11 protein-coding genes and 1 tRNA gene are annotated in these 13,716 nt (G+C 59.7%); 5 read left to right on the plus strand and 7 right to left on the minus strand.

What is annotated here, in order from left to right:
• Positions 1-44: 44 nt before the first annotated feature.
• The 4 genes from ACMYSO_RS16565 (at position 45) to ACMYSO_RS16580 (ending at position 6,308) form a co-directional block, all read left to right on the plus strand.
• Positions 45-953: a dihydrodipicolinate synthase family protein gene (locus ACMYSO_RS16565; protein ID WP_434666020.1), complete on the plus strand. Its 909-nt coding sequence runs from the start codon at positions 45-47 to the stop codon at positions 951-953.
• Between the two features lie 14 nt (positions 954-967).
• The gene (locus tag ACMYSO_RS16570) at positions 968-2,935 is read left to right on the plus strand and encodes a YjhG/YagF family D-xylonate dehydratase (protein ID WP_434666022.1); all 1,968 of its coding nucleotides are present in this window, start codon (positions 968-970) and stop codon (positions 2,933-2,935) included.
• 358 nt (positions 2,936-3,293) lie between these two features.
• Positions 3,294-4,676: a glycoside-pentoside-hexuronide (GPH):cation symporter gene (locus ACMYSO_RS16575; RefSeq protein ID WP_434666024.1), complete on the plus strand. Its 1,383-nt coding sequence runs from the start codon at positions 3,294-3,296 to the stop codon at positions 4,674-4,676.
• A 12-nt stretch (positions 4,677-4,688) separates the two neighbouring features.
• Positions 4,689-6,308: a glycoside hydrolase family 43 protein gene (locus ACMYSO_RS16580; protein ID WP_434666026.1), complete on the plus strand. Its 1,620-nt coding sequence runs from the start codon at positions 4,689-4,691 to the stop codon at positions 6,306-6,308.
• Between the two features lie 4 nt (positions 6,309-6,312).
• Here ACMYSO_RS16580 and ACMYSO_RS16585 read toward each other — a convergent pair whose 3' ends face one another.
• From ACMYSO_RS16585 to ahr, 7 genes are all read right to left on the minus strand, one after another.
• Entirely contained in the window at positions 6,313-7,071 is a 759-nt protein-coding gene (locus ACMYSO_RS16585; RefSeq protein WP_434666029.1) for an IclR family transcriptional regulator, read from the minus strand.
• Between the two features lie 125 nt (positions 7,072-7,196).
• Entirely contained in the window at positions 7,197-8,498 is a 1,302-nt protein-coding gene (locus ACMYSO_RS16590; RefSeq protein ID WP_434666031.1) for an ABC transporter substrate-binding protein, read from the minus strand.
• A 28-nt stretch (positions 8,499-8,526) separates the two neighbouring features.
• Complete coding sequence (locus tag ACMYSO_RS16595) at positions 8,527-9,588, minus strand: ABC transporter ATP-binding protein (protein WP_434666034.1); 1,062 nt, start codon at positions 9,586-9,588, stop codon at positions 8,527-8,529.
• Positions 9,589-9,593: 5 nt separating this feature from the next.
• Positions 9,594-10,418 (minus strand): phosphodiesterase, encoded by an 825-nt coding sequence (locus ACMYSO_RS16600; protein WP_434586557.1) that lies wholly within the window; start codon positions 10,416-10,418, stop codon positions 9,594-9,596.
• A gap of 10 nt (positions 10,419-10,428) precedes the next feature.
• Complete coding sequence (locus ACMYSO_RS16605; RefSeq protein ID WP_434666036.1) at positions 10,429-11,316, minus strand: carbohydrate ABC transporter permease; 888 nt, start codon at positions 11,314-11,316, stop codon at positions 10,429-10,431.
• Positions 11,306-12,178: a carbohydrate ABC transporter permease gene (locus ACMYSO_RS16610; RefSeq protein WP_123757941.1), complete on the minus strand. Its 873-nt coding sequence runs from the start codon at positions 12,176-12,178 to the stop codon at positions 11,306-11,308. Before ACMYSO_RS16610 ends, ACMYSO_RS16605 begins: the two co-directional genes overlap by 11 nt.
• Before the next feature lie 144 nt (positions 12,179-12,322).
• Complete coding sequence (gene ahr, locus ACMYSO_RS16615) at positions 12,323-13,342, minus strand: NADPH-dependent aldehyde reductase Ahr (RefSeq protein WP_434666039.1); 1,020 nt, start codon at positions 13,340-13,342, stop codon at positions 12,323-12,325.
• A gap of 247 nt (positions 13,343-13,589) precedes the next feature.
• On the opposite strand from ahr, the gene ACMYSO_RS16620 reads away from it, so the two are divergent.
• Positions 13,590-13,674 (plus strand) — tRNA-Leu (locus tag ACMYSO_RS16620).
• Positions 13,675-13,716 lie beyond the last annotated feature (42 nt).

The following is a 13,716-nucleotide window of genomic DNA, read 5'->3' on the forward strand; positions in this document are numbered from 1 at the left end:
GCTGTTCTATAATGTGGAACAAAATGATTTAGCAAGGAGATCTCATGCAGCAAACCGCGCAGTTCTCGGGGATTATTCCTCCTGTCTCCACTATTTTTAGCGCCGATGGCCAGTTCGATCCTCAGGGCACCGCCGCGCTGATCGACGATATGATCTCCGCGGGCGTGGACGGCCTGTTCTTTCTGGGCAGCGGCGGGGAGTTCTCGCAGCTCAACGCCGAAGAACGTAAAACCATTGCGGCATTTGCTGTCGCCCACGTGGATCGCCGGGTGCCGGTGCTCATCGGGACCGGCGGCACCAACGCCCGGGAGACGATTGAGCTCAGCCAGCACGCGCAGCAGGCGGGCGCCGACGGCATCGTGGTGATTAACCCCTATTACTGGAAAGTCTCCGAACAGAATCTGATCCACTACTTCCAGCAGGTAGCCGACAGCGTCACTCTGCCGGTGATCCTCTATAACTTCCCGGCGCTGAGCGGCCAGGATCTGACGCCGACGCTGGTCAAAACCCTCGCGGACTCGCGGCGCAATATCGTCGGCATCAAAGACACCATCGACTCCGTGGCGCATCTGCGCAGCATGGTCCAGACGGTGAAAGCCGCGCATCCGCACTTCTCGGTGCTGTGCGGTTACGACGACCACCTGTTCAACACCCTGCTGCTTGGCGGCGACGGCGCTATCTCCGCCAGCGGCAACTTTGCCCCGCAGGTATCGGTGAAGCTGCTGCAGGCATTCCGTGATGGCGACCTGGCGCAGGCGGCACAGTATCATCAGACGCTGCTGCAGATCCCCCAGATGTACCAGCTGGATACGCCGTTCGTGAACGTGATTAAAGAGGCGGTCGTACTGTGCGGACGTCCGATCTCGACGCATGTACTGCCGCCGGCCTCGGCGCTGGACGAAAGCAAAAAAAGGCAGCTTAAAACCTTGCTGCAACAGCTCAGACTCTGCTGAACCGGAAAAAGAAGATGGCGATTGAGACGATATTCACGGCCCAGGACGATGCTTTTTACGCGGTTATCACCCATGCCGCCGGCCCACAGGGGGCGCTGCCGCTGACCCCGCAAATGCTGATGGAGTCGCCGAGCGGTAATCTGTTCGGCATGACGCAAAACGCCGGGATGGGCTGGGACACCAACAAGCTTACCGGCAAAGAGGTGCTGATCATCGGCACTCAGGGCGGTATTCGCGCCGGAGACGGGCGCCCGGTGGCGCTGGGTTACCACACCGGGCACTGGGAGATTGGTCTGCAAATGCAGGCGGCGGCAAAAGAGATCACCCGCAACGGTGGGATCCCGTTCGCCGCCTTCGTCAGCGACCCGTGCGATGGCCGCTCCCAGGGCACTCATGGCATGTTCGACTCGCTGCCGTACCGCAACGACGCGGCCATTGTGTTCCGCCGCCTGATCCGCTCGCTGCCAACGCGCCGGGCGGTGATTGGCGTGGCGACCTGCGACAAAGGTCTACCGGCGACGATGATTGCCCTGGCGGCGATGCACGATCTGCCGACCATTCTGGTTCCCGGCGGTGCGACGCTGCCGCCAACCTTCGGGGAAGATGCCGGGAAAGTACAAACGATTGGCGCACGCTACGCCAACCACGAACTGTCGTTGCAGGAGGCCGCCGAGCTGGGCTGTCGGGCCTGCGCTTCACCCGGGGGCGGCTGCCAGTTCTTAGGAACGGCGGGCACCTCGCAGGTGGTGGCAGAAGCGCTCGGGCTGGCGCTGCCGCACTCGGCGCTGGCGCCTTCGGGACAGGATGTATGGTTGGAAATCTCCCGTCAGTCGGCCAGAGCGGTGAGTGAACTGGATAACCGCGGCATCACCACCCGCGAAATTCTGACCGACAAAGCGATTGAAAACGCGATGGTTATCCACGCGGCGTTTGGTGGTTCCACCAACCTGTTGCTGCATATTCCTGCTATCGCCCACGCGGCGGGCTGTACTATTCCGGACGTTGAGCACTGGACGCGCATCAACCGTAAGGTCCCGCGGCTGGTCAGCGTGCTGCCGAACGGCCCGGACTACCACCCGACGGTGCGCGCTTTCCTCGCCGGCGGGGTGCCGGAAGTGATGCTGCATCTACGCGATCTGGGGCTGCTGCATCTTGATGCGATGACGGTCACCGGGCAGACGGTCGGGGAAAATCTCGACTGGTGGCAGACCTCCGAGCGGCGTGAGAAATTCCGCCAGTGCTTGCGCGAGCAGGATGGCGTCGACCCGGATGATGTGATCCTTCCGCCGGCCCGCGCGCAGGCCCGAGGGCTGACCTCCACGGTGGCTTTCCCGGTGGGTAATATTGCGCCGGAAGGGTCGGTGATCAAAGCCACGGCCATTGACCCGTCGGTGGTGGGCGAAGATGGTGTTTACCGTCATACCGGGCGGGCGCGGGTGTTTGTATCGGAAGCGAGGGCGATCAAGGCGATTAAAAACGGCGAGATTGAACAGGGCGATATCATGGTGGTAATCGGCGGCGGCCCGTCCGGCACCGGCATGGAAGAGACCTACCAGCTCACCTCGGCCTTAAAGCATGTGTCGTGGGGGAAAACGGTGTCGTTGATTACCGATGCCCGTTTTTCCGGCGTATCGACCGGCGCCTGCTTTGGTCACGTTGCCCCGGAAGCGCTGGCGGGCGGGCCTATCGGCAAACTGCGCGATAACGATGTGATTGAGATTGCGGTCGACAGGCTGGCGTTGACCGGCAGCGTGAACTTTATCGGCACCGCGCAGCAGCGGCTGACCCCGGAAGAAGGGGCGCGGGAACTGGCGGCTCGCGCTGCGCATCCCGAACTGCATGCCCACGATTTTTTACCGGACGATACCCGTTTATGGGCGGCGTTGCAGTCGGTCAGCGGCGGTACCTGGAAAGGCTGTATATATGACACCGATAAAATTATCGAGGTGATTAACGCCGGGAAAAAAGCCCTCGGCATTTAAATAAAATATCGCCCGTTAGTCGTCTGCGGAAATATTCCGCGGGCGGCTTTTTTCTGCCTGAAAATAAATATTTTTATGAATTTTGGTTCTTTCATAACTTGTTAAAAATAAAAGCTTAACTATTTTATCGTGACGTCATTTTATAACGATGGTAATCACAAAAACCAAAAAACATAATTCATAAATTAAAAATGGTCATTGCCGTAAAAATGCGCATCTTCTTACACTCTGTTAACACGAAAACGTGAACCATAAGCACACGAATGATGGGTGTATTCCTGATGTGGCAACAGAAATTTATTCCTGTTTCAGGACTCTGACGTTTGCTCTATTCCACTCTTTAGGGTTGGGGATAAATATGCAATTAACCATGAAAGATAAAATCGGCTACGGTCTGGGCGATACCGCCTGTGGCTTTGTCTGGCAGGCCACGATGTTCCTGCTGGCCTATTTTTATACCGATGTGTTTGGCCTCTCCGCGGGCATTATGGGTACCCTGTTTTTAGTTTCCCGCGTGCTGGATGCCGTGACCGATCCACTGATGGGACTGCTGGTGGACCGCACTCGTACCCGCCACGGCCAGTTCCGCCCGTTCCTGTTGTGGGGGGCGATCCCGTTCGGTATCGTCTGCATGCTGACCTTCTACACGCCGGACTTTTCCGCCCAGGGCAAGATTATCTATGCCTGCGTGACCTACATTTTGCTGACGCTGGTGTACACCTTCGTCAACGTGCCGTATTGCGCGATGCCGGGGGTGATTACCGCCGATCCCAAAGAGCGTCATGCCTTACAGTCATGGCGTTTCTTCCTCGCCGCGGCAGGCTCTCTGGCAATTAGCGGGATTGCGCTGCCGCTGGTGGGCATCATCGGTAAAGGGAACGAGCAGCTGGGCTACTTTGGCGCGATGTGCGTGCTGGGGCTGACCGGCGTGGTGCTGCTGTACGTGTGCTTCTTTACCACCAAAGAGCGCTACACCTTCGAGGTGCAGCCTGGTTCGTCGGTGGCGAAAGATCTCCGGCTGCTGTTCGGTAACACCCAGTGGCGCATTATGTGTACCTTCAAAATGATGGCGACCTGTTCCAACGTGGTACGCGGCGGGGCGACACTCTATTTCGTCAAATATGTGATGGACCATCCTGAACTGGCGATGCAGTTTCTGCTGTACGGCAGCATTGCCACCATGTTCGGCTCGCTGGCCTCGTCGCGCCTGTTAGGCCGCTTCGACCGGGTGAAGGCGTTTAAAGCGATTATCGTGATTTACTCGCTGATCAGCCTGCTGATTTTTGTGGTGCCGGCCGAACATATTGCGCTGATTTTTGCCCTTAACATTGTGTTCCTGTTTGTCTTTAACACCACCACGCCGTTGCAGTGGCTGATGGCCTCCGACGTGGTGGATTACGAAGAGAGCCGCAGCGGGCGGCGCCTCGACGGGCTGGTGTTTTCGACCTATCTGTTCAGCCTGAAGATTGGCCTGGCGATCGGTGGCGCGGTGGTGGGCTGGATCCTGGCCTTCGTTAACTACTCCGCCAGCAACAGCGTGCAGCCGGTGGAGGTGCTTTCCACCATCAAAATTCTGTTCTGCGTGGTGCCGGTGGTGCTCTACGTCGGCATGTTCATCATGCTGTCACTCTACAAGCTGACCGATGCCCGCGTGGAGGCCATCAGCCAGCAATTACGTAAGCATCGCTCGGTGCAGGAAGAGGGTATTCCTGCCAACGCCGCCGCGACATCCAATTCCTAAGAAGGAGGCACTATGTACACGATTACCAATCCGATTCTGACCGGGTTTAACCCGGACCCGTCGATGTGTCGCCAGGGGGAGGATTACTACATTGCCACCTCTACCTTCGAGTGGTTTCCGGGGGTGCGCATTTACCATTCGCGAGATTTGAAAAACTGGTCGCTGGTGAGCACCCCGCTGGATCGCGTGTCGCAGCTGGACATGAAGGGCAACCCGGACTCCGGCGGCATCTGGGCGCCGTGCCTGAGCTATGCCGACGGGCAGTTCTGGCTGCTGTATACCGATGTCAAAATTGTGGATTCGCCGTGGAAAAACGGCCGCAACTATCTGGTCACCGCTCCGTCCATTGAAGGGCCGTGGAGCGAGCCTGTCGCCATGGGCAATGGCGGTTTCGACCCGTCGCTGTTCCACGATACTGACGGGCGTAAATACTATATTTATCGCCCGTGGGGGCCGCGTCACCACAGCGATCCGCACTGTACCATCGTGATGCAGGAGTTCTTCCCCCAGACCCAGACGCTGGCGAAAACGCGCAAAACCCTGTTTACCGGTACGGCGCTGCGTTACACCGAAGGCGCTCATCTGTACCAGAAAGATGGCTGGTACTATCTGCTGGTCGCCGAGGGCGGCACCAGCTACGAGCATGCGGTGGTGGTGCTGCGGGCTAAAAACATCGACGGCCCTTATGAGCTGCACCCGGACGGCACAATGATGACCAGCTGGCATCTGCCGGAGAACCCACTGCAGAAAAGCGGCCACGGTTCGCTGCTGGAGACCCACACCGGCGAATGGTACATGGCCTATCTCACCAGCCGTCCGCAGCGTTTGCCCGGCGTGCCGCTGCTGGCTTCCGGCGGGCGCGGCTATTGCTCGCTCGGGCGTGAAACAGGGATCGCGCGCATCGCCTGGCGCGATGGCTGGCCGTCGGTGGAAGGGGGCAAGCACGCGCAGCTAACCGTGCAGGGGCCGCAGATGACCGAAAGCCGCGCCGTTGCCAGCGAGCACTGGCGGGATGATTTCAGTGGCCCGACTCTCGATCCGCACCTGCAGACGCTGCGTATCCCGTTTGACGACACTTTAGGCTCGCTCAGCGCGCGTTCGGGCTTTCTGCGGCTGTATGGCAACGATTCGCTAAACTCCACCTTTACTCAGTCGACGGTGGCCCGGCGCTGGCAGCACCCGGCCTTTCGCGCCGAAACGCGCATGGAATTTTCCCCGGAGAACTTCCAGCAGAGCGCCGGCCTGACCTGCTATTACAACAGCAAAAACTGGAGCTACTGCTTTGTGGATTTCGAAGAAGGCCGGGGGCGGACGATAAAAGTGCTGCAGCTGGACCACAACGTGCCGTCATGGCCGCTGCACGAGCAGCCGATTGCGGTGCCGGAAACGGCACAGAGCGTGTGGCTGCGGGTTGACGTTGACCATCTTGTTTATCGCTACAGCTACTCGTTTGATGGTGAGCAGTGGCACACCGTGCCGGTTGATTATGCCGCTTGGAAGCTGTCGGATGACTATATCGGCGGGCGCGGATTCTTTACCGGTGCCTTTGTTGGCCTGCACTGCGAGGATATCAGCGGCGACGGGTGCTACGCCGATTTTGACTACTTCAACTATGAGCCGGTTGCTGGATAACGCCTCAGGCTGGGTAGCCCAGAGCGATCGACAGCTGGCGCCCGGCGGTTTCCAGCAAGGCACGAAAGCGGGCGAGCTCGTCGTCATCAACGCGGGAGGTGAGCGTTGACAGGCTCAGGGCGGCAATAACGCGCGATTCATGGTTCCACACCGGAACCGCCACGCAGCGCACGCCCTGTTCGTTCTCTTCGCTATCGAGGGCATAGCCGTTGGCGCGGGTTTGCGCCAGCGCCGCCAGCAGGGTCTCGCGGGAGGTGATGGTCGCGGAAGTGAAAGCCGTGTACTGATAGCCTTCCAGCAGGGGCTGGCGTTCTGCTTCGCTAAGCCAGGCGATCAGCACCTTGCCGATTGCCGTGGCGTGGATCGGCAAGCGCCGGCCGATGCGCGAGTAGGCGATGGCGGCGAGCTTGCCTTCGATTTTTTCGATATAAACCCCTTCGCGACCGTCAAGGATACCGAGATGGGTGGTCTGCCCGGTGTGCTGTGACAGTTCGGTCAGCCAGCTTTTAGCCTTCTGACGGATATCGATAGTCCCCACCACAAAATTACCGCGTTCGACCAGTTTCATGCCCAGGCGGTATTTGCCGTTCTCCGGGTTCTGGTCGATATAGCCGTGTAGCTGTAGCGTTTTGAGTAGCGAATGGAGGGTGCTTTTACTGAGGCCCATCTGTTTGCTGATATCGGTGATCTTGAGTTCCGTGGCCTGTTCGTTAAACAGGTCGAGGATCGTCAAGGCACGTTCAACAGACTGAATAATAGGCATAATGCACGACCGCTCACGCTAGGGGGAAGAGGGAAAACGTACCCTTTTTACGCTGAAAAATCAAACGGCTGGCGGGATCCCCGGTAAGCACGGCGCCACCGGGGGAGTTTCAGGGGGCGGGATTACTACTGTTGCGCCAGGGCGGTTTTATCGACGTAGGGCTTCATCAGCGCGTCGGCCTCTTTCTGGGCGGCCTGTACCGCGGCTTCCGGAGTCACTTTGGCATCGTTGACCACTGCGGCCAGCTGGTTTTCCATGGCTTTACGCACGGCGACGGTCTCCCAGGTGGAGTACCACGGATGGGCGTACTTCAGCTGCTCCAGTGCAATCGTCGCGCGCGGGTCTTGCTGTAAATAGGCTTTCATTTCCGGGGTATCGTAGGCGGCTTTTCGCGGCGAGAAATAGCCGGTAAAGCGGCTCCAGGCGCCGTTCACCTGCGGGCTGACCAGATAGGTTAAGAACTGATATGCCGCCTTTTTTTGTTCCTCGGAAATACCTTTAAAGCTCACCAGGCTGGCGCCGCCGATCGGTACCGCCCGCTGCTCTTTTGCCGGCAGCATCGCCACGCCCAGCTCAAAATCCTTGCTGTTCTCACGCATAAAGCCCAGCGCGCCGGTGCTCAGCATTGCCATGCCCACTTTGCCGGAGAAGAAGCTGGCGCTGATCTGCTTTGAATTCAGCACGCCGGAGGGCATCACTTTGTCTTTGTAGATCAGATCCTGCCAGAAGCGCAGCGCCCCGATGGTGGTCGGCGCGTTGTAGTACACCTCGCCCGGGTAATCTTCGTTGAAATATTTGCCACCGTTGGCCCGCACCAGCGCCGAGAAAATCCAGCCGCCGTAGTCGTCGTTGGTCGACGGCAGCATGATCCCCCACTGGCCCTTGCTCTCGTCGGTCAGCTTTTTGGCATCTGCCAGCAGCTCGGCCCAGGTCTGCGGCGGCTGCTTGATCCCGGCCTGATCGAACAGCGTTTTGTTGTAATAGAGGATCGGCGTCGAGTTATGGAACGGGATCGCATAGGTGGTGCCCATTACCTGGGCGTTCTTGTGCATCGCTGGCCAGAAATCCTGTACCAGAAAATCGCCGGCCTTCTGGTCGCCATATTTAAACAGCTCGTCCATCGGCAGGATCTCATCCTTCAGCGCCAGATCGGTGGTGAAGTTAGCGGACATGATCACCAGCGCCGGTGGCTGCCCGGCTTTCTGCGCCGACTCGGCCTTGATCTTGGTGGTGTCGTAGTTGCCGGTGAAGATCCCGCGCACTTCGACATCCTGTTGCGCGTCGTTAAAGGCTTTGATCACCCGGGTCATCTCCATGGTCAGCTTGCCGTCGACCGGCGCCGGGAACATGAAATCGATCTTCTCTTTCGCCAGCGCGCTGCCGCAGAGGGCGAGTGAAAGCCCGACCGCCGTCAGGGTTTTAAGCATGGTCAATCTCCTGGAGTAAATGCCTGATTCACAGGCTCATTAAGTTGTGCTGGTGCTCAGCATGAAAGAGATGAATATCGGCAGGCGCGAAGCCGAGGGTCAGCGTGTCGCCTTTCTCTGGCACCGTGCCGCGGTGGCGGCGACTAAAGCGCAGGGTGCCGATGGGGGTGCTGACGTGGAGCAGATAATCGGCGCCCATCAGTTCGCGTTGCAGCACGGTGGCGGAGAGGCGCATATGGCCTTCTTCCACGCGATCGCTGATATGTTCGGGACGAATGCCAAACCAGACGCGGGATTCGTCGCGGGAGTGCGACGGCAGCGGGTGGCGCAGGTCGCCGAGCTGTACCTGGCCGTCGGCACAGGGCAGCGACAGCAGATTCATCGCCGGCGAGCCGATAAACCCGGCAACGAACAGGTTGGCCGGATGGGCGTAGAGGTGCTCCGGCCGCCCAACCTGCTGCACCTGACCGCCGTTCATCACCACGATACGGTCGGCCATCGACATCGCTTCGGTCTGGTCGTGGGTCACGTAGACGGTGCTGGTTTTCAGCTGCTGGTGGAGATCCATAATGCTGTCGCGCACCTCGCTGCGCAGCCGTGCGTCGAGGTTGGAGAGCGGCTCGTCCATCAGAAACAGACGTGGATTGCGCACGATGGCGCGGGCCATCGCTACCCGCTGACGCTGTCCGCCGGAGAGCTTCGCCGGTTTGCGGTCCAGCAGGCTCTCCAGCTGCAGCATTTGCGCGACTTTATCTACCCGCGGCTGCCAGCTGGCCTTGTCTTCCTTACGCACCTTCATGCCGAAGGTGATGTTGTCCTGCACCGACAGATGCGGAAACAGCGCGTAGTTCTGGAAGATCATCGCGAAGTTGCGCTCGCGCGGCGACAGGGCGGTGATGTTTTCGTTGTGCAGCCAGATCTCGCCTTCGCTCACCGGCTCCAGTCCGGCCAGCAGCCGCAGCAGCGTGCTTTTGCCGCAGCCGGAGGGGCCGACCAGCACCACAAACTCGCCGTCGTGAATGTCGAGGGAGAGGGCATTGAGCGCCGGTTTGCCGTCAAAGCGCTTACTGATGTTTTGCAAACTAAGCATGAGGATTAACGCTCTTCCGTTGGGCAGCTAATGTTTTCGTCATACAGCCACGGCCCAGCGTGGTGGGTCAGCGGGTGCTGGTAGCTGACCCACTGCTCGCCGACCTGGCGGTGCATCAGGCACGAGGCTGGCGACAGGTCGTAGTACGGGCGGCTGTCTTCATGAAAATAGGGCACCTGATGGACAGTGCCGGGGATGGTGGAGATGATCGCCTGGCGGTACTGGGTCAGGGTCAGGCTGTGGTTATGGCCGCAGAAGATGCGCGTCAGCGAAGGGAAGCGCTCAACCAGCCCCAGCAGGCGGTAGCCGTTTTCACAGGCGATGGGATCCATCTGGGCATTGCCCAGCGGCAGCGGCGGGTGGTGCATAAAGACCGTGGCCGGTTTGTCGCCGCCGTCGAACAGCTGGGCTTCCAGCCATTTGATGGTTTCGTCGGTCAGCCAGCCTTTGGAGGTACCGGCGCGGCTGGAGTCGATAAACAGCAGGCGGGTGGCAAAATCGTCCACCGCGTAATGCATGTTCTGCGCATCGTTACCGAGCTGCGGGCACAGTGGCTGCAGGTATTCCAGAAACAGCGCTTTGTCGTCGTGGTTGCCGGGGATCAGGTACAGCGGATAGTCCAGGCTGCCGAGGATCTGGCGGGCTACCTCGTACTCCTGCGGGCGGCCGCAGTTGACGATATCGCCGCTGATCACCACCGCGTCCGGGCGCTCGGGCAGGGCGTTCAGCTGGGAGACCACGTCGGCGTTGGCGGCGTTCACATCGATAAAGCCATACAGCTTCTGACCGTGGCTGCGAAAGTGGGTATCCGAGATTTGCGCTAACAGCATAGATAACTCCTTATTTGATCCCGGAGAAGCCGAAGCTTCGCAGGAACTGTTTCTGGAAAAGGATGAACGCCAGCATCAGCGGCAGACAGACCATTAAGGTACCGGCGCCGATGGTGCCCCACTGGCCGCCGGATTCGGCGCCCATGGCGAAGGAGACCAGTCCCACTGTGAGCACCTGTTTATCGGGATCGTTGAGCATCATTAGCGGCCACAGATACTCGTTCCAGTGGTAGGTAATGCTGACGGTGGCGAAGGCCAGCACCGACGGCCAGGACATCGGCAGCAGCACGCGGAACAGCACCTGCCACCAACGACAGCCCTCCATCAGGGCGGCTTCTTCCAGCTCTTTGGGGATGGCGAGGAACGCCTGGCGCATCAGGAACACGCCGAACGCCGAGGTGAAGTAGGGCATCATCACCCCGGTGAGAGTGTTGAGCAGGCCGAAGGTTTTCAGGGTCAGCATGTTCGGCACCATCATCACCACCGGCATGATCATCAGCTGCACCAAAAACAGCAGGAACAGCGTCTGTTTGCCGCGGAACTCGTGGCAGGCGAAGACGTACCCGGCGGTGGTGATGGTGAACAGCTGCACGATGAAGGTGCCGAAGGTGAAGATCAGGGTGTTAGCGTACAGGCTCAGCCAGTCGGCGCTGGCCCAGGCGTCGCGGAAGTTATCGAGGGTCAGCGGCGGGCGCGGCAGCAGCGAGGCCATGTCTTCGCCGAAGGTGGTGGCGCTGAAGGCGGTCGCCAGCATCCACAGCAGCGGGCTGACCCACAGCAGCGCCAGGCAGGCCATCAGCACGCTGAGGGTGAACGGCTGTGAACGACGCAGGCGCAGCCACAGCGGGTGCGATTGCTGCTGCTCTCGCAGCAGCGGCGGTGAGGCTTCAGCGCTCATAGTGCGCTCCTTTCTCCAGCAGTTTCAGGTTGATCAGTGAGAAGGCGAACAGCCCGGCCAGCGTCAGGAAGGTGGCGGCTGAGGCTTTACCGAGGTCGTGGGTATCCCACGCCAGATTCTGGATGTAGTAGAGCAGTACGGTGGTGGCGTTGTCCGGCCCGCCGCGGGTCATCACCGCTACGTGGTCAATCTGGGTGATGGAGTAGATCAGTGCGGTGGTGATGACGAAGCTGAGAGTCGGGCGCAGCAGCGGCAGGGTGACCTTAAAGAACACCTGGCTGCGGGTGGCCCCTTCCATTATCGCCGCTTCGCGAGTGGAGGCCGGGATACTCTGCAACCCGGCAAGGAAAAACAGCATGTAGTAGCCGGCGAACTTCCACACGCCAATCAGCGCCAGCGCCAGCAGCGCGCTGTTGCTGTGCCCCAGCCAGTTGGTGTTCATCGGGCCGAAGAGCTTTGCCAGATAGTGGTCAAGCAGGCCGAGGCCGGGCATAAAGATAAACAGCCACAGCGCAGCGGCGCTGACCATCGGGATGATCATCGGGAAGAAGAAGGCGGTGCGCAGCCAGCGGTTCACGCGGTGGTTTTCGCTGAGGGCTACCGCCAGCAGCAGGGCCAGGGTGACGCCGGGGATCACCGTCAGCAGGATGTAGAGCAGGTTATTGAGCAGCGATTGCCAGAAGACATTATCGGCAAACAGGCGGGCGAAGTTATCCAGCCCGACGAAGGGCGCGCCGTCGCTGGCCATGCGGGTGTCGAACAGGCTGTCGTACACCGAACGGCCGAGCGGGAACCAGGTAAACAGCAGTAAAAACAGCAGAGAAGGCGACAGTATCAGCCAGGGGAGCCAGGTTTTTCTCATGGTGGCAGACGTCTCGTTCAGGCGTTTGTGGAAGCCCGGATTGTGGGAACGAATGACTGCAAAGGGATGGCGGGGAGATGACGGTTTGATGAAGTGGCAGCACAATGCCGGGCGCAAGGGGCGCCCGGCAGGGGAGCGTCGCGCTTAGAAGTCGGCCTTCAGCACCACGCGGTAGCGGGCTTTGCCATCGCGCACGTGCTTCAGGGCATCGTTGATCTGCGACATCGGGAACAGTTCGGTGGTTGGGGCAACTTTGCTGCGACCGGCGAACTTCATCAGCTTGCGCAGTTCAGACGGGTTGCCGGTGGCCGAGCCGGAGATGCTGCGGTCGCCGCCAATCAGGGTAAAGGCCGGGACCTGCAGGGGTTTCATCACCGCGCCGACGGTGTGGAAGTTGCCGCCGTAGGCCAGCGCTTCAAAGTACGGCTGCCATTCGAGGTCTACCGCGACGGTGTTGATGATCAGATCAAACTGACCGGCCAGCGCTTTTAAGGCCTGCGGATCGCGGCTGTTGACCACACGATCGGCACCCATTGCCAGCACTTCCTGCTCTTTCGCCGGGTTCGAGCTGAAAGCGGTGACTTCCGCGCCCATGGCGTGCAGCAGTTTGATGGCGATGTGGCCGAGACCGCCGATACCAATGACGCCGACGCGGCTGGTGGCGGTGACGTGGTGCATCAGCAGGGGTTTAAAGACGGTGATGCCGCCGCAGAGCATAGGGCCGGCGGATTCGATGTCGATGCTTTCCGGCAGAGGGATCACCCATTGCCAGTCGGCGCGCAGTTTATCGGCGAAACCGCCGCGGTTGATGATGGTCGGTACCGAGCCTTCCAGGCAGTTGATCTGGTTGCCGCTGATACAGGCGTCGCAGTGTCCGCAGCTGCGGGCGGTCCAGCCGATCCCTACCTTCTGGCCGATCTTCAGTCCTTTATTCTGCGCCGCGCTGCCCAGCGCCGAGACGCGGCCGATCACTTCGTGGCCGGCAACCAGCGGATAGCTCGACATGCCCCATTCGTTGTCGATCATCGACAGGTCAGAGTGGCAGATCCCGCAGTATTCAACCTGCACTTCGACGTCCTGGGGCAGCAGTTCGCCCGCGTCGTATTCCCATAGCGACAGGTCGGCGCCCGCTTCTTTGGCGGCGTAGCTTTTAATGGTGCTCATGACGGTTTCCTTGGTTTGGCGTAGTGTGCGTTGTCTGGCCTGGTTCAGATAAACAGAAAGTGTAGAGCATCGGGCGAGTGGGCGCTTGGCAGAAGGAGGGGTGAGGGAGATGGCGGCGGCGGTACATTGCGGGGCGCTGAGAGACTAAATGCTGTTTTTTTCAACACTTAGCGAGTCTGACACATGCTGGCGCTTGCATGGCGGCCATCGACAGGTATAATCCACAACGTTTCCGTATCCCTTCAGTGCCGAAGTGGCGAAATCGGTAGACGCAGTTGATTCAAAATCAACCGTAGAAATACGTGCCGGTTCGAGTCCGGCCTTCGGCACCAATCACTTCTTTTTCTTATAAATCAATGAGTTAGTGTGAAAAA

This window comes from Klebsiella sp. B345 (assembly GCF_051131735.1).
GTDB lineage: Bacteria > Pseudomonadota > Gammaproteobacteria > Enterobacterales > Enterobacteriaceae > Klebsiella.